Raw genomic sequence first — 15,340 nt, forward strand, 5'->3', positions numbered from 1 at the left:
GCGGGACGTGGTCACACCGGCCGGGTGCGCCCCTGCCAGTAGGGGTCCCGCAGCCGCCGCTTGTACAGCTTGCCGTTGGGGTCGCGGGGCATCTCGGTGATGAAGTCGACGGTCTTGGGGCATTTGTACCCCGCCAGCCGCTCGGCGCAGTGCGCGAGCAGGGCGGCGGCGAGGTCCGGCCCCGGCTCGTGTCCGGGGGCGGGTTCGACCACAGCCTTGACCTCCTCGCCCCAGTCGTCGTGCGGGATGCCGAAGGCGGCTGCGTCGGCGACGGCGGGGTGGGCGAGGAGCGCGGACTCGATCTCGGCGGGGTAGATGTTGACCCCACCCGAGATGATCATGTCGATCTTGCGGTCGCGGAGGAAGAGGTAGCCGTCCTCGTCGAGGTAGCCGAGGTCGCCGACGGTGAAGAAGTCGCCGATGCGGTTCTTCTCCGTCTTGGCCTCGTCCTTGTGGTAGGAGAAGCCGCCGGTGTTCATCTTCATGTAGACGGTGCCGAGTTCGCCGGGCGGCAGCCGGTGGCCGTCGTCGTCGAAGACCGCGAGTTCGCTGATGGGCCAGGCCTTGCCGACCGTGCCGGGCTTCTTCAGCCAGTCCTCGGCGGTGGCGAAGGCGCCGCCGCCCTCACTGGCCGCGTAGTACTCCTCCACACTGGGGCCCCACCAGTCGAGCATCGCCCGCTTGACGTGGTCCGGGCAGGGTGCAGCGCCATGGATGGCGTGTCGCATGGAGGAGACGTCATAGCGTGCGCGCACATCCTCGGGGAGGGCGAGCAGACGGTGGAACTGGGTCGGGACCATATGGGTGTGGGTGCACTTGTGTGCGTCGATCAGGCGGAGCATCTCCTCTGGGGTCCACTTGTCCATCAGGACCAGGCGGTGGCCTATGTGGAGTGACGCTCCCGCGAACTGCAGTACGGCCGTGTGGTAGAGCGGTGAGCAGACGAGGTGGACGTTGCCGCCGAACGGCCGGATGCCGAAGATGCCGAGGAAGCCACCGAGATAGGCCTCCTCGGGAAGCTTCCCGGGCAGCGGGCGGCGGATGCCGCGGGGGCGTCCCGTCGTACCGGAGGTGTAGTTCATGACCCAGCCGAGCTCGCGGTCGGCGGGCGCGGACTCGGTTTGTCCGTCGAGGAGTTCGGTGTACGGCCGGAAGCCTTCGACCTCGCCGATCGCGTACCGGTGGGTGGCCGGGAGGCCGGCCTCGTCGGCGGCGTGCCGGGCCGGGCCCGCGAACCGTTCGTGGGCGATGAGGACCTTCGCCCCCGAGTCGGCGACGATCCAGCCGATCTCCGGGCCGACGAAGTGGTGGTTGACGGGGACGAGGTAGAAGCCGGCCTGGCTGGCGGCCAGGTAGGCGGTGAAGAACTCGACGCTGTTGGGCAGGACGACCGCGAAGGCGTCGCCGCGTTCCAGCCCGGCGGCGCGCAGTCCGTGGACGAGGCGGTTGGTGGCCGCGAGCAGGCGTCCGGCGGTCCACTCCTCGCCGTCGGGGGCGATGAGCACCGTGCGGTCGGGGTCCAGGGTGGCCTGGGCCCAGAATCCGGCGGGGGGCGTGCTGGTCACTTGCCGCTCCTTCCGGCGATGCGGTTGATGCGGTCGACGGCCTGCTCGAAGCCGCGGGTGAGGTCGTCGAAGACGGCCTGGACGCTGCGTTCGCCGGTCATACGGCCGACGATCTGGCCGACGGGGGTGCCGAGCAGGGGCTCGACCTCGTACTTCTGGATGCGGGTGAGGGCCTCGGCGACGAGCAGGCCCTGCAGCGGCATGGGGAGGGTGCCGGGGCCGTCCGGGGCGTCCCAGGCGTCGGTCCATTCGGTGCGCAGCTGTCGGGCGGGCTTCCCGGTCAGGGCGCGGGAGCGGACGGTGTCGCCGGAGCCGGCAGCGAGCAGTTTGCGGGTCACGGCGGGTGCGGAGACGTCGGCCTCGGTGCAGGTCAGCCACAGGGAGCCCAGCCAGACGCCCTGGGCGCCGAGGGCGAGCGCGGCCGCCGCCTGCTGCCCGCTGCCGATCCCGCCCGCCGCCAGCACGGGCAGCGGGGCGACGGCGTCGACGACCTCCGGCGTGAGGACCATCGTGGCGATCTCACCGGTGTGCCCGCCCGCCTCGTAGCCCTGCGCCACCACGATGTCGATGCCCGCGTCCTTGTGCTTCACGGCGTGCCGGGCGCTGCCCGCGAGCGCGGCGACGAGGACGTTTTGGTCGTGGGCGCGGGCGATGACATCGGCGGGCGGGGAGCCGAGGGCGTTGGCGAGCAGCCGGATCGGGTAGCCGAAGGCGACGTCGAGCTGGGTGCGCGCGACCTGTTCCATCCACCCGGTGATGCGCCACCCGGACGCCTCGCCCTCGGCGAGCTCGGGCACACCGTACTTGGCGAGGGTGTCCCGGACGAACTGCCGGTGCCCTTCCGGGATCATCGCCTCGACGTCGGCCTCGCTGACGCCCTCGACCTTCTTGGCGGGCATGACGACATCGAGCCCGTACGGCTTGCCGTCGACATGCGCCTCGATCCAGTCGAGGTCGCGTTTGAGGTCGCCGGGGGCGGTGTAGCGGACCGCGCCGAGCACTCCGAAGCCGCCGGCCCGGCTGATGGCCGCGGCCACGGCGGGAAACGGCGTGAAGCCGAAGACGGCGTGCTCGACTCCCAGGGTCTTGCTCAGCTCCGTCTGCATGCGCGCAGAATGCCGCAGCCGAGCGGCCGACGGAAGAGCTTTTCTGATGCTCCGTCAGATTTCTGGCCCGGCGACCCGCCTGACCCCCGGCCCCGGCCCCGGCAGGGCGGAGAGCGCGGTGGCCTGGCGAGCCATGCCGGCGTCCCAGTCGGGGCAGATCAGGTGGCAGTCGGGCGCGAGCCGGTCGTAGAAGTCCTGGACCGAGGCGGCCCGGTCCCCCGGACTCCCGGGCGGGGAAGCCGAGTTGCCCGTCACTCCCGCTCCAGCACCGCCATCGCGGCGTTGTGCCCCGGTACCCCGCTCACCCCTCCCCCGCGCACCGCGCCCGCCCCGCACAGCAGGACGTTGGCGTGGGGGGTTTCGACGCCCCAGCGGCCGGTGGCCTCCTGGGCGTAGGGCCAGGAGAGGTCGCGGTGGAAGATGTTGCCGCCGGGGAGACGGAGGTCGTGTTCGAGGTCCAGGGGGGTCTTCGCCTCGATGCAGGGGCGGCCGTCGGCGTCGAGGGCGAGGCAGTCGGCCAGCGGCTCGGCGAGGTGGGCGTCGAGTTGGGCGAGGGTGGACTTGAGGAGCTCCGTGCGTACGGCGTCGTTGTCGGCGGCGAAGAGCCGCGCGGGGGTGTGCAGGCCGAAGAGGGTGAGGGTCTGGTAGCCGCGGGCGACCAGGTCACGGCCGAGGATCGTGGGGTCGGTCAGGGAGTGGCAGTAGATCTCCGCGGGCGGGGCGGTGGGGAGCCGGCCGGCCGAGGCCTCGGCGTGGGCGGTGGCCAGTTGGCCGTAGCCCTCGGCGATGTGGAAGGTGCCGGAGAACGCCTCGCGCGGGTCGACGGCGGTGTCGCGCAGCCTGGGCAGCCGCTTCAGCAGCATGTTCACCTTGAGCTGGGCGCCCTCGGCGGGCTCCGGAGCCGGATCGCCGGTGAGCACGGCGAGTTCCTGCGGGGAGGCGTTGACCAGGACGTGCCGGGCGACGGCGACGCCCTCTCCGTCGGCCGTGCGGTAGGTGACCTCGGCGCTGCGGCCGTCCGTCTCGATCCGTACCGCCTCGTGCCCGGTGGCGATCTCCGCGCCCGCCGAGCGCGCGGCCGCGGCCAGCGCGTCGGTGAGGGCGCCCATGCCGCCGACCGGTACGTCCCAGGCGCCGGTGCCGCCGCCGATGACGTGGTAGAGGAAGCAGCGGTTCTGGCGCAGCGAGGCGTCGTGGGCGGTGGCGAAGGTGCCGATCAGGGCGTCCGTGAGGACGACCCCGCGCACCAGGTCGTCCGTGAAGTTCTTCTCGATCGCGACCCCGATCGGCTCCTCGAACAGCGCCCGCCACGCCTCCTCGTCGTCGATACGGCGGCGCAGTTCCTCGCGCGAGGGCAGCGGCTCGGTGAGGGTCGGGAAGACTCGCTCGGCGACCTTGCCGGTCATGGCGTAGAACCGCCGCCACGCCTGGTACTCCGCCTTGCCCCCGGTCAGCCGTTCGAAGGCCTCGCGGATGCGCCGCTCGCCGCCGCCGACCAGCAGTCCGGTCGGCCGGCCGTCGCGCTCCACCGGGGTGTACGACGAGATGGTGCGGCCGCGGACGCGGAAGTCCAGCCCGAGGTCGCGGACGATCTTCCGTGGCAACAGGCTGACCAGGTAGGAGTAGCGCGACAGCCGCGCGTCGACACCGGCGAAAGGGCGGGTCGAGACGGCGGCGCCGCCGGTCCGGCCGAGCCGCTCCAACACGAGTACGGAGCGGCCTGCCCTGGCCAGATAGGCGGCCGCGACGAGGCCGTTGTGGCCGCCGCCGACGATGACGGCGTCGTAGGTGCGGGGGGCTTCGGTGGCAGGGGGCATGGTTCTTCGTAACACATGATGATCTAGGTGGGTAAGAGGCGTGCCGGAGAGCGCCGTTCGGAAAGCGCGGGCCGTATGTGGTTGATCGCGCCCACGCGGCGGAGCCGCACATGCCACAGCCCCGCGCCCCCTTACGGGGCGCTCGCTTCACTGACGTCCGCCAGAAGCCCGCTGCTGTCGCAGTACAGCCACACGTCGATACAGCTCCACCGCCTCCGCACCCCGCCCCAACTGCTCCAGGCAGTGTGCCTCGTCGTTGCGGCTGGCGAGGGTGTCCGGATGGTCCGCGCCCAGGACCCTCTCGCGGGCCGTCGCCACCCGGCGGTACTCGGTCAGTGCGTCCGGCCAGCGGCCCAGCCAGCCCAGGCTCACCGCGACCTCGCGTCGGCTGACCAGTGTGTCGGGGTGGTCGGCGCCCAGGACCCGTGCACGGATGGCGCACACGTCCCGGGACTCCGCGAGGGCCTCCTCCCAGCGGCCGAGCCGGCCGAGGTTGACGCCGAGGCCGTGGCGGGCGCGCAGGGTCTCGGGGTGGGCGGGGCCCTGGACGCGGGTACGGTCGTCGATCAGAGTGCGGTAGAGGGCGAGTGCCTCCGTGCTGCGGCCGAGGCGGCCGAGGCTGATGCCGACCTCGTAGCGGGCGGCGAGGGTGTCCGGATGGTCGGGGCCGAGGGCGCGGGCGCGGGCCTCGGCGACCTCCCGGTAGGTGCCCAGGGCCTCCTCCCAGCGTCCCAGCTGACCGAGCGCGTAGGCGACTTCGTAGCGGGTGACCAGGGTGTCGGGGTGCTGTGGGCCGAGGACCCGGGCGCGGGCGACGGCCACGTCGTGGGCCATCCGGTACGAGTCCTCCAGGCGGCCGAGCCTGCTGAGGTTGAAGGCGAGGTTGTGACGGCAGCGCAGGGTGTCCGGATGGTCCGGGCCCATCAGCCGCTGCCGGACGGCGAGTACGGCCGCGTACACCTGGTGAGCATCGAAGTGGCGGCCCAACTGACCCAGGACATAGGCCATTTCCTGGCGGGCGGCGAGGGTTTCCGGGTGGTCGGCGCCGAGCACGCGCGCTCTGGCGCGGGCGACCTCGGTGTACTCGCGCAGGGCGTCGGCGGCGCGGCCGGTGCGGCTCAAGGTGAAGGCGATCTCGTAGCGGCTGGCCAGGGTGTCGGGGTGGTCCGGGCCGAGGAGCCGGGCGCGTTCGGCGGCGACACCGCGGTGCACCTCTCCGGCCTCGGCCCAGCGTCCGAGGCGGCCGAGGCTGAGCCCGGCGTTGTGGCGGCCGGCGAGGGCGGTGACGGTCTCCGGGGAGGGAGCGGTGCGCTCGGGCAGGGGTTCGGCGGCGGCGGCCGGGCGGGTGATCCACTCTCCGGTGAGCCCGGCACCCGGGTCGGGCGGGGTGGCGCGCAGGACGGCGCCCGTCGCCTTGTGGCCGGTGGACATGCCCCGGGTCCAGGAGGGCAGCCGGGCCTCGCGGGACGCCGGTTCCGCGGGCCGGAGCCGGGGCTGCGCGGTGACGACGGTGGGGACGTAGGTGGGCGTGGTACGCCCGAGGGTGATCCGGCGCCCCAACTCACTCGCGTCGTACGGGCGTTGGTCCGGCCGTTTCGCCAGCAGGTCGAGCACGACCTTCTCGAACCAGCCGGGCAGTTCGGGGCGGTGGTCGCGGGGTGGGGCGGGTGGGGTGTCGCGGTGGCCGACGAGGATCGCCCAGGCGTCACCGAGGTCGAACGGCGGTGACCCGGTGGCGATCTCGTACAGCACACAGCCCAGCGAGTACAGGTCGCTGCGCTGGTCGACCTCGGTGCCGCCGATCTGTTCGGGGGACATGTAGTGCGGGGTGCCCATGGCGATGCCGGTGCCGGTCAGCCGGGAGGTGAAGCCGATGTCGTGGCCGAGGCGGGCGATGCCGAAGTCGCAGAGCTTCACCGTGCCGTCGGTGAGCCGCATGATGTTGGCCGGTTTCAGGTCCCGGTGCACGACACCCTGCCGGTGGGTGTAGGCGAGGGCGGCGGCGACCTGCTCGGCGATGTCGACGACGTCGCCGACGGGCAGCGGATGGTGCTTGTTCTCCTCCAGGAGCTGGCTGAGGTTGCGGCCGCTGAGCAGTTCCATCACCAGGAAGAGGATGCCGTCGTGCTCGCCGAAGTCATGGACGACGGTGACCCCGCGATGGGACAGGGAGGCGGCCACTCTCGCCTCGCGGCGGAACCGCTCCCGCAGCACACGGGTGAAGGTCTGGTCGTGGTGCGGGCCGAGCGGCTTGAGGCACTTCACGGCGACCTGCCGGCCGAGGGACTCGTCGCGGGCCCGCCACACCTCGCCCATCCCGCCCCGCCCGATCAGATCGAGCAGCCGGTACCGCCCCTGGACCAGCCTGTTGTCAGCCATCGCGCGCCGCCGCCCCCCGTCGCCTCCAGCCCCGCGCTCCCCCGGGGGTCACCGCCACAGTGTGGCCGCGCCGTGCCGCACACCCCCGGCTCGTCCATTATGGCGCCCTATAGCCCGACTTTGTACGGCGCCGGGCGCGCGTCGGGGCCGAGCCTCGCCATGGCGCACAGGATGTGTTTGGGCGGGAGTTGCCAGCGCAGACGTGCGGGAACACAGCGCAGCAGGGTGCCGGTGGCCCGCAGTCGGCGGGTGACGACGGCGGGTTCGGGGGCGGATCTGCCGTACAGCTCGTGGGCGTACGGCGGCAGTGAGGCGTACGCCAGCCGGGCCACGCGCCGCCACAGCACCTCGCGCGCCGGTATCAGGAGCGGGTGCGTCGGCGGGCGGAGCAGGAAGTCGTCCACCGCGCGCGCGTCGGCTCCGGCGGCGAGTCGGGGCCGTACCTCCTCGAAGTAGACGGCCATCTCCTCCTGGCCGCCCGGTACGGCGGCCGGGTCGAGGCCCACCAGGCGGGCGCTGACGCGGTGTTCGGCGATGTAGCGGTCGGCCTGGGCGTCGGTGAGCGGGAAGCCGGAGCGGCGGACGACCTGCAGATAGGAGTCGATCTCGGCGCAGTGCACCCACAGCAGCAGCTCGGGTTCGTCCACTCCGTACCGCTCGCCGGAGTCCGGGTCGGTCGCGCCCAGCATGCAGTGGATCTTCCGGATGCGGGCTCCGGCCCGCTCGGCGGCCTCGGCGGTGCCGTAGGTCGTCGTACCGACGAAGTTCGCGGTCCGCATCAGCCGGCCCCAGGCGTCCCGCCGGAAGTCCGAGTTCTCCATCACCCCGCGCACCGCGCGGGGGTGCAGGGCCTGGAGATACAGCGCTCGGACACCGGCGACCCACATCATGGGGTCACCATGCATCTGCCAGGTCACGGAAGCCGGGGTGAACAGCCCGGGGTCGCCGCCCATGACCGCAGACTAACGCCGTACCCGCGGCATCCCCAGTCCGATCCAGGAGATGATCTCCCGCTGGATCTCGTTGTTGCCGCCGCCGAAGGTGAAGATGACCGCCGAGCGGTAGCCGCGTTCCAGGTCGCCGTGGAGGACCGCGCCGGCCGAACCCTCCTTCAGCGGGCCCGCCGCGCCGGCGATCTCCATCAGCCAGGCGTAGGCGTCGCGGCGGGCCTCGGAGCCGTAGACCTTGACGGCGGAGGCGTCCTGCGGGGTGAGGGTGCCCTCCTGGACGGCGGTCACCATCTGCCAGTTCAGCAGTTTCATGGCGTCGAGGCGGGTGTGGGTCTGTGCGAGGCGGCGGCGCACCCAGGGCAGGTCGACCACCCGGCGGCCGTCGGCGAGCTTGGTCTCCATGGCCCAGCGCTGCACGTCGTGCAGGGCGCGGATCGCCATGGTGCCGTGTGCGGCGAGGGTGACCCGTTCGTGGTTGAGCTGATTGGTGATCAGCCGCCAGCCCTGGTTCTCCTCGCCGACCCGCCGGGAGACGGGGACGCGGATGTTCTCGTAGTAGCTGGCGGTGGTGTCGTGCGAGGCGAGGGTGTTGATCACCGTGCAGGAGTAGCCGGGGTCGGAGGTCGGCACCAGGAGCATGGTGATGCCCTTGTGGGGCGGGGCCCCGGGGTCGGTGCGGGTGGCCAGCCAGACCCAGTCGGCCGTGTCGCCGTTCGTCGTCCAGATCTTCTGGCCGTTGACCAGGTAGACCTCGCCGTCGCGTACGGCCCTGGTCCTGAGGGCTGCGAGGTCGGTGCCGGCGTCGGGCTCGCTGTAGCCGATGGCGAAGTCGATCTCGCCGGAGAGGATGCGGGGCAGGAAGTACGACTTCTGCTCGTCCGTGCCGTACCGCATGATCGTCGGGCCGACCGTGTTCAGCGCCATCAGCGGAAGCGGTACGCCCGCCTGGGCGGCCTCGTCGAAGAAGATGAACTGTTCCATCGCGGTCAGACCGCGCCCGCCGTACTCCTTCGGCCAGCCCACGCCGAGCCAGCCGTCCGTGCCGAGGCGCCGCACGGTCTCACGGTAGAAGCGTTTCTGCGCGGCCGGGTCGGCATAGCGGGCGTAGGCGTTGTCCGGCACCAGGCCGGCGAAGTAGGCACGCAGTTCGGTGCGCAGCCGCTGCTGCTCGGGTGTGTGGTCGAGGTGCACGGCGCCTCCAGGCTCCCCAAGGGCGGTCCTGACGGCGCACACCGTAGAACGTGTTCCAGAAATTGGGAATGGCGGTGCGGGTGCGTGAACCGGTCCGGCGTCGGCGACGGGCCGGTTCACGCGCCTCTCCCAGGATGCCGGAGTCAGGACGCCGGGGTCAGGACGCCGCCGCCCGCCAGTCGGTAGGTGAGGCCGCCCAGGGCGCTGTTGGCGGCCAGGGAGGCGTCGTAGGTGACGGTGTGGCCGTTGCCGGTGATGCCGGTGACCCGGTCGCCGTGGATCTCCGCGCCGGTGAGCGAGGCGAGGGCCGAGTCGCCGGTCACGGTCCAGTGGCCGCCGGGGTCGAGCGCCAGCGGGGCGTGGGGATCGTGCCGGTGAGGGCCGCGCCGTCCTCGAGGGTGGCGGTGACGGAGCTGTCGGAGCTTGCCTTGATGTCGCCGTGGAGGCGGACATGTTCACCGGCGAAGCGGACGACGCTCGCCTTGTCCGCGTCGACCAGGGCACCTTCCGGGTGCACGAGCCGGGCGCCGTAGCTGACGGTGATGTCGGACTCGGTGTTGGTGACGTAGAAGAGGTCGCCGGACTCGGCGGTCACCGCGCCGCCGTCGACCTTGACCGTGTCGATCCCCTCGCGGAACGGCAGGGTGTTCCAGAGCATGAAGCCGCCGAGCGCGCCGGTGAGCCGGGCGTGGTCGAGGGTGATGCAGTTGGCGCGGACGCCGTGCGGGGCTCCCTCGGCCGCGAAGCGCAGCGCGGCCGCCCAGCCCTGGCCACGGGCCGTTCCCGAGATCAGGGCCACCTTGCCCGCCAGCCGCCCGCCCGCGGACGGATCCGTGGGTGTCACTGCTCGGTGGCCAGCGGGCTGCCGAGCAGGGAGCCGAGCACCTCGGTACCCAGTACCTTCAGCAGGGGTTCGCTGAAGACACCGTCCACGAGGATGAACGCCATCCGGGCCACCGTGTCGGTCCGGTTCTCCCAGCGGTGGTCGGTGCCGCGCTGGATCACCACGTCCCCGGCGCGCAGCACCCGCTCGGAGTCGTCCAGGACGAGGACGACCTCGCCGTCCAGGACGATGCCGTAGTCCACGGTCTGGGTCCGGTGCGTCGGGGAGACACAGCCCGGCGGGAACTCGTTGACGCGGATCTTGGTGCCGCCCGGGGCGGGCGGCACGGTCAGGTCGCGCTCCGTCGGCTCGGGCTCGTCGGCCGCGATGGCCGCCGGTACGGAGTCGGTGTTCCACATCTCGTAGAAGGCGGCGCCGTCGGGAGCGGTACGGACGACGGGCGGCGGACCGTCGGAGAGGAACACGGAGACGCCCGTCTCGTCGTGACCGGTGACGATCCGGCGCGGCGGCTGGCTCATGAAGGCGCTCCTCTTCCGGGATTCTTCCGGGATTCTTCCGGGACTTCCCCGGGACTCCTCCAGGTCATTGAGTCGACCCGGAACTCATGTCACGCTAGGCAACCCTGCGGTGCGGCGGAAATACGCATCCGCGATGCCAGGCATCGACGCACGACCGGGCCGCCGGCTCCCCGAAGTCCACGGCGCAGCACGGGCCCGTATACGCGAGGGAAAATTCAGTTCATCAGTGCGCAAACCGGTCACCGGATCGGTGTAATCGGCAGACATGTCGGACCGCGCGGCGATCTAGCGTCGAAGTGCACGGGGGCCACACGCACCAGAAAGCACCGAGGCACGCATGCCCATCCCGAATACCGACGTCATGCCCGTGACCGAGTTCGACACCCTGACCACTCCCGCCGCCACCGACCTCCTGCTGCCGGTCGACGAGCTGCCGGAGTCGGCGTCGTCGCCCGACCTGATCCTGCGGCGGGTACGCGACGAGCTGATGCTCGACGGCAACGCCCGGCTCAACCTCGCCACCTTCGTGACGACCTGGATGGAGCCGGAGGCACGGCAGTTGATGGCGGAGACCGCGGAGAAGAACCTCGCGGACCGCGCCGAGTACCCGCAGATCACCGCGATGGAGGAGCGCTGTGTGCGGATGCTCGCCAGGCTCTGGCACGCGCCGCGTCCGGAGCGGGTCCGCGGCTGCTCCACCACCGGCTCCAGCGAGGCGGCCATGCTGGGCGGCCTCGCGCTCAAGCGCCGCTGGCAGGACCGCCGGCGGGCCCAGGGCAAGGACACCGGGCGTCCGAACCTCGTGATGGGCGCGAACGTCCAGGTGTGCTGGAAGAAGTTCGCCAACTACTTCGAGGTGGAGCCGCGATACGTCCCGATGGAGCCAGGCCGCTACCACCTCACGCCCGACATGCTCACCGCGTACTGCGACGACAACACCATCGGTGTCGTGACCGTCCTCGGCTCCACCTTCGACGGCTCCTACGAGCCCGTCGCCGACATCTGCATGGCCCTGGACGGCTACCAGGCCGCCACCGGCACCGACATCCCCGTGCACGTCGACGGCGCGTCCGGCGCCATGGTGGCACCCTTCCTCGACCCGGGCCTGATGTGGGACTTCCAGCTCGAACGCGTCGCCTCCATCAACACCTCGGGGCACAAGTACGGGCATGTGTTCCCCGGACTGGGCTGGGCCCTGTGGCGTGACGCCGAAGCCCTCCCCGACGACCTGGTCTTCGAGGTCGACTACCTGGGCGGCCGCTCCCCCAGCTTCACCCTGAACTTCTCCCGTCCGGGCGCACACGTCGTCGCGCAGTACTACAGCTTCCTGCGGTACGGCTTCGACGGGCTGCGGAAACTGGCCGTCCAGAGCCGTACGACGGCCCGTGCCCTCGCCACCCGCATCCAGGGGATCCCGCCCTACGAGCTGGTCACAGACGGCTCCGAACTGCCCGCCTTCGCCTTCCGCCTGGCCCCCGGCACCGAGGGCCCGACGGTCTTCGACATCTCCCAGGCGATGCGCGCCCGGGGCTGGCATCTGCCCGCCTACACCTTCCCCGCGCCCTGCCAGGACGTCTCCGTGCTGCGTCTGGTGGTCCGCACCGGATTCACCGCCGAACTCGCGGGCATGTTCATCGCGGACCTGACGGAGGTCACCAGGCAACTCCACCCCGGCCGGCCCGTGCCCGCGCCGGTCGCCAAGCCGCTGGCCGCCGTCTGACGACGGGACGGCCCCTCAATAACGCACGGGAAGGGCGCGGAGCCCGCGGGTGCGCATCGACGGACGCCAGTCCAACTCTTCGACGGGGACGTCGAGTTCCAGGTCAGGCAGGCGTTCCAGGAGCGTGGCGAGGGCGATCTCGGTCTCCAGGCGGGCGAGCGGGGCACCGAGGCAGTAGTGGATGCCGTGGCCCAGCGCCAGGTGCCCGGTGGCGTCACGGCCGATGTCCAGCCGGTCGGGCTCGGGGAAGCGGCGCGGGTCGCGGTGGGCGGCCGCCAGGGACAGCAGCACGGTCTCTCCTGCCGGGACGATGACCCCGCCGATGGTGACGTCCTGCGTGGGGAAGCGGCGGATGGCGAGCGGGGCGGGGCCGTCGTAGCGGGCCAGTTCCTCCACGGCCGCTCCGATCCGGGCGGGATCGGCGCGCAGCGCGGCCAGTTGGGAGGGGTTCAGGAGCAGCGCCAGGGTGGCGTTGCCGATGAGGTGGACGGTGTTCTCGTACCCGGCGAACAGGATGAGGAAGGCCAGGGACATCAACTCGTCCTCGGTGAGCCGGTCTTCCTCGTCCCGTACGGCGATCATGGCGGAGAGAAGGTCGTCGGCGGGCTCGGCGCGCTTGCCGGCGAGCAGCCGGGCGAAGAACGCGAGCAGCGCCCCGACGGCCTCCTTGGCCCGCTCCGGATGCGCCGGGTCGGGGATGACGAGGGTGTCGGTCCAGGACCGGAAGTCCGGCCGGTCCGCCTCTGCCACGCCCAGCAGTTCGCAGATCACGGCGACGGGCAGCGGCGCGGCGTAGGCGGCGATCAGGTCGGTCCGGCCGAGGAGTGCGACGGCGTCGAGCAGCGTGTCGGCGGTCCGCCGGACCGGTTCGCGCAACAGGGCGATACGGCGTGGGGTGAACGCCTGGGACACCAGGCGCCGGACGCGGGTGTGGTCCGGCGGGTCCATGTTCAGCAGGTTGGCGTCCAGTGCGGGCGGCAGCGCGAACCCGCGGTAGCCGCCGGATTTCGCGTGGACCTTGTCGAGGGAGAGCCGCGGGTCGGCGAGGGCCTGGCGCACGTCCTCGTACCGGGTCACCAGCCAGGCCGGCAGCCCGTCGGTCCCGGCGACGCGGTGCACGGGCCCGGCCTCCCGGAGCCGGGTGTACACGGCATACGGGTCGGCGAGCAGCTCCGCGGGGTCAACGACGTCCGGGGCGGGAGGCGTTGTACTGGCGTCCATGCCCCACACCCTAGACAGACGACGACCACGACCGCGCCGTTCCCCGCCCTCGACGACACCGAGCGGGCCGCACGCCACCCCGCCGGCACCGACCAGGGCGCACCTCACCCCCGACAACACCGTGCACCCTGGCAATGTGCTCCCGCACCAGTTCCCGCCGCGCCTCCGGCACCCCGACTACACCGATCACACCGCACCCCACCTCCGACAACACCGACCGCGCCGCACCCACCACGCCCCGGCGGCCGTGTCAGGTCTCCTCGGCTCCCCGTCGTCCCGGGGCGTGTCCGTACGCGGCGCGACAAGCCCGGCGGAAGTGGCCGACGTCGGCGAACTGCCAGCGTGCCGCGACGCCGGCGACGGCGTACGGACTGCCGGGGCGGTCGAGTTCACGGCGGGCGCCTTCGAGTCGGCGCGGCGGACCCGGGCCATGACGGTCTCGCCCGGCCCACCGGACGCTCGACATGGGCGATGTCCTGGCCGGCGCCTATGGCGGCCGCCACGAGGGCGAGCCCCGGAACGCGGTCGTGGTCGCCTCGATGCTCGCCCTCACGGTCGTGGCCCCGATGCTCGGCATCGCCCGGGCCGCCCTGGACCTGGCCCTCGCCACCGCGGCCCGCAAGCCGATGTCCCTGACCGTGTACGAGCGCCTCGCCGACTTGCCGAGCGTGCAGCTCGCCGTCGCCGACGCCGCTTCCCTCGTCGACACCGCGCAGCTGCACGCCTACCGGGCCGCGGACGACCTGGACCATGCCGCCGCCGAGGCCGGCAGCTCACCGTGGCGGAGCGGGCCAGGGTGCGTATGGACACGGCCGTCGCGGCGATCCGCAGCCGCGAGGCGGTGGACCGGCTCGTCTCGGTGTCCGGTGCGAGCGCCTTCGCTCTGGCCGGCCCGCTCCAGCGGATCTGGCGCGACCTGGGCCGGGAGATCTACGGCCGCAGCCTGCCGGGCGTCGAAGCACAGCCCACGTTCATCGTCTGACGCCGCGGTGAGCGGCCTCCGACAGGCCGCTCACTCCTGCCTGTCGTCCCGGTCCGTCGGCCCGCTCGGTCGACGGGCCGGGACGCACCGCGTTGTGCGGGACGTGCTCCCGGCCGCCGGCTACGCGTTCTTGCGGCCCACTCCCACGTACCCCTGGAACTCCGACGGATCGTCCGGGAGTTCCTGGCCCGGGGCCGGGCGCCACAGCGGGATGTGGACCAGGCCCGGTTCCACGAGGTCGAATCCGGTGAAGAAGGAGAGGATCTCGTCGTAGGAGCGGGCGGTCACCGGGGAGGTGGCCCGGGACCGGTACAGCTTCCCCACCGCGGCGGCCGTGTCGGGGCGGTCCTGGTTCGTCGCATGGGACATCGCCAGCCAGCTGCCCTCGGGCAGGGCGTCCCGGAACGCGGTGACGACACCGGCCGGGTTCTCCTCGTCCGTGACGAAGTGCAGGATCGCGTTCATGAGTACGGCGACGGGCTGATCGAAGTCGATCAGTTTGCCCACCCGCGGTGAGCCGAGGATGTCGGCCGGCCGTCGGATGTCGGCGTCGACGATGTCCGCGTCCGGGTTGCCGGACAACAGGGACGCGCTGTGCGCCACGGCCACGGGGTCGTTGTCGACGTACACCACCCGGGCTCCCGGACTCACCGCCTGCGCCACCTCGTGGACGTTGCCCTGGGTGGGGATGCCCGAGCCGAGGTCGATGAACTGCCGCACCCCGGACTCGACGAGGAAGCGCACCGCCCGGCCGAGGAAGTCACGGTTGGCGCGGGCCAGGGTGCGCACCTGCGGGACGATGGCCGTGACGGCGGCCACCGCCTCCCGGTCTATGGCGAAGTTGTGCTCTCCGCCCAGCATGGCGTCGTACATCCGGGCAACGCTCGCCTTGTCGGGCTGGGCCGAGGAGAGGGGACCTGCGCTGTCGGACACCACAACATCCTTTCGATGCACGGATTTTGACGCGTCATCATCATATAGTTGTCAGCCGCCGCGCGGCGTCCCGCTGAACCGTCGTGCAGCAGTGTCCCCCCACGCCCGAAAGGC

Annotated in this window: 14 protein-coding genes and 2 pseudogenes; 3 read left to right on the plus strand and 13 right to left on the minus strand. The window is 72.0% G+C overall.

Features of this window, described 5'->3' with window-relative positions; translation table 11 throughout:
* Nucleotides 1-11: 11 nt before the first annotated feature.
* From EDD90_RS03050 to EDD90_RS03095, 10 genes are all read right to left on the minus strand, one after another.
* Nucleotides 12-1,565, minus strand: coding sequence for an acyl-CoA synthetase (locus tag EDD90_RS03050; protein WP_123971608.1), 1,554 nt, complete (start codon nt 1,563-1,565; stop codon nt 12-14).
* Entirely contained in the window at nt 1,562-2,671 is a 1,110-nt protein-coding gene (locus EDD90_RS03055) for a nitronate monooxygenase (protein WP_123971609.1), read from the minus strand. Before EDD90_RS03055 ends, EDD90_RS03050 begins: the two co-directional genes overlap by 4 nt.
* Before the next feature lie 54 nt (nt 2,672-2,725).
* Nucleotides 2,726-2,926, minus strand: coding sequence for a hypothetical protein (locus EDD90_RS03060; RefSeq protein ID WP_123971610.1), 201 nt, complete (start codon nt 2,924-2,926; stop codon nt 2,726-2,728).
* Nucleotides 2,923-4,488, minus strand: coding sequence for an NAD(P)/FAD-dependent oxidoreductase (locus EDD90_RS03065; RefSeq protein WP_123971611.1), 1,566 nt, complete (start codon nt 4,486-4,488; stop codon nt 2,923-2,925). Before EDD90_RS03065 ends, EDD90_RS03060 begins: the two co-directional genes overlap by 4 nt.
* Before the next feature lie 147 nt (nt 4,489-4,635).
* A complete protein-coding gene (locus EDD90_RS03070) occupies nt 4,636-6,867 on the minus strand; it encodes a tetratricopeptide repeat protein (RefSeq protein WP_123971612.1) in 2,232 nt (743 codons plus the stop codon).
* A 107-nt stretch (nt 6,868-6,974) separates the two neighbouring features.
* Nucleotides 6,975-7,820 carry an oxygenase MpaB family protein gene (locus tag EDD90_RS03075; RefSeq protein WP_123971613.1) on the minus strand — a complete coding sequence of 282 codons (846 nt, stop codon included), beginning with the start codon at nt 7,818-7,820 and terminating at the stop codon, nt 6,975-6,977.
* Between the two features lie 9 nt (nt 7,821-7,829).
* A complete protein-coding gene (locus EDD90_RS03080) occupies nt 7,830-9,008 on the minus strand; it encodes an acyl-CoA dehydrogenase family protein (RefSeq protein ID WP_123971614.1) in 1,179 nt (392 codons plus the stop codon).
* A 143-nt stretch (nt 9,009-9,151) separates the two neighbouring features.
* On the minus strand, nt 9,152-9,331 hold the full coding sequence (locus EDD90_RS03085) for a hypothetical protein (protein WP_123971615.1): 180 nt from the start codon (nt 9,329-9,331) through the stop codon (nt 9,152-9,154).
* Complete coding sequence (locus EDD90_RS56275; protein ID WP_221305060.1) at nt 9,328-9,852, minus strand: hypothetical protein; 525 nt, start codon at nt 9,850-9,852, stop codon at nt 9,328-9,330. Before EDD90_RS56275 ends, EDD90_RS03085 begins: the two co-directional genes overlap by 4 nt.
* Entirely contained in the window at nt 9,849-10,370 is a 522-nt protein-coding gene (locus tag EDD90_RS03095; RefSeq protein ID WP_123971616.1) for a cupin domain-containing protein, read from the minus strand. Before EDD90_RS03095 ends, EDD90_RS56275 begins: the two co-directional genes overlap by 4 nt.
* Nucleotides 10,371-10,707: 337 nt before the next feature.
* Between EDD90_RS03095 and EDD90_RS03100 the strand changes: the two genes are divergently transcribed.
* Complete coding sequence (locus EDD90_RS03100) at nt 10,708-12,090, plus strand: glutamate decarboxylase (RefSeq protein WP_123971617.1); 1,383 nt, start codon at nt 10,708-10,710, stop codon at nt 12,088-12,090.
* A gap of 15 nt (nt 12,091-12,105) precedes the next feature.
* Here EDD90_RS03100 and EDD90_RS03105 read toward each other — a convergent pair whose 3' ends face one another.
* Together EDD90_RS03105 and EDD90_RS03110 are read right to left on the minus strand one after the other, a co-directional pair.
* The gene (locus tag EDD90_RS03105) at nt 12,106-13,311 is read right to left on the minus strand and encodes a cytochrome P450 (protein ID WP_123971618.1); all 1,206 of its coding nucleotides are present in this window, start codon (nt 13,309-13,311) and stop codon (nt 12,106-12,108) included.
* Between the two features lie 250 nt (nt 13,312-13,561).
* Nucleotides 13,562-13,777 (minus strand): helix-turn-helix domain-containing protein, encoded by a 216-nt coding sequence (locus EDD90_RS03110; protein WP_123971619.1) that lies wholly within the window; start codon nt 13,775-13,777, stop codon nt 13,562-13,564.
* A gap of 73 nt (nt 13,778-13,850) precedes the next feature.
* On the opposite strand from EDD90_RS03110, the pseudogene EDD90_RS58825 reads away from it, so the two are divergent.
* Together EDD90_RS58825 and EDD90_RS58830 are read left to right on the plus strand one after the other, a co-directional pair.
* Nucleotides 13,851-14,063 (plus strand): annotated as a pseudogene (locus EDD90_RS58825) (acyl-CoA dehydrogenase family protein); the annotation flags it as partial.
* A 14-nt stretch (nt 14,064-14,077) separates the two neighbouring features.
* Nucleotides 14,078-14,293: pseudogene (locus tag EDD90_RS58830) on the plus strand (oxidoreductase); the annotation flags it as partial.
* A 120-nt stretch (nt 14,294-14,413) separates the two neighbouring features.
* On the opposite strand, the gene EDD90_RS03120 reads toward EDD90_RS58830, so the two are convergent.
* Complete coding sequence (locus EDD90_RS03120) at nt 14,414-15,229, minus strand: SAM-dependent methyltransferase (protein WP_394365478.1); 816 nt, start codon at nt 15,227-15,229, stop codon at nt 14,414-14,416.
* Nucleotides 15,230-15,340: the final 111 nt, after the last annotated feature.

The sequence above is a fragment of the Streptomyces sp. Ag109_O5-1 genome (genome assembly GCF_003814875.1).
GTDB lineage: Bacteria > Actinomycetota > Actinomycetes > Streptomycetales > Streptomycetaceae > Streptomyces > Streptomyces sasae.

Bases quoted from the DNA above. Each gene is read 5' to 3' on its own strand.
- EDD90_RS03075 (WP_123971613.1), bottom strand. From the start codon at position 7,820: ATGGGCGGCGACCCCGGGCTGTTCACCCCGGCTTCCGTGACCTGGCAG.
- EDD90_RS03105 (WP_123971618.1), bottom strand. From the start codon at position 13,311: ATGGACGCCAGTACAACGCCTCCCGCCCCGGACGTCGTTGACCCCGCG.
- EDD90_RS03110 (WP_123971619.1), bottom strand. From the start codon at position 13,777: ATGTCGAGCGTCCGGTGGGCCGGGCGAGACCGTCATGGCCCGGGTCCG.
- EDD90_RS03065 (WP_123971611.1), bottom strand. From the start codon at position 4,488: ATGCCCCCTGCCACCGAAGCCCCCCGCACCTACGACGCCGTCATCGTC.
- EDD90_RS03070 (WP_123971612.1), bottom strand. From the start codon at position 6,867: ATGGCTGACAACAGGCTGGTCCAGGGGCGGTACCGGCTGCTCGATCTG.
- EDD90_RS03055 (WP_123971609.1), bottom strand. From the start codon at position 2,671: ATGCAGACGGAGCTGAGCAAGACCCTGGGAGTCGAGCACGCCGTCTTC.
- EDD90_RS03100 (WP_123971617.1), top strand. From the start codon at position 10,708: ATGCCCATCCCGAATACCGACGTCATGCCCGTGACCGAGTTCGACACC.
- EDD90_RS03095 (WP_123971616.1), bottom strand. From the start codon at position 10,370: ATGAGCCAGCCGCCGCGCCGGATCGTCACCGGTCACGACGAGACGGGC.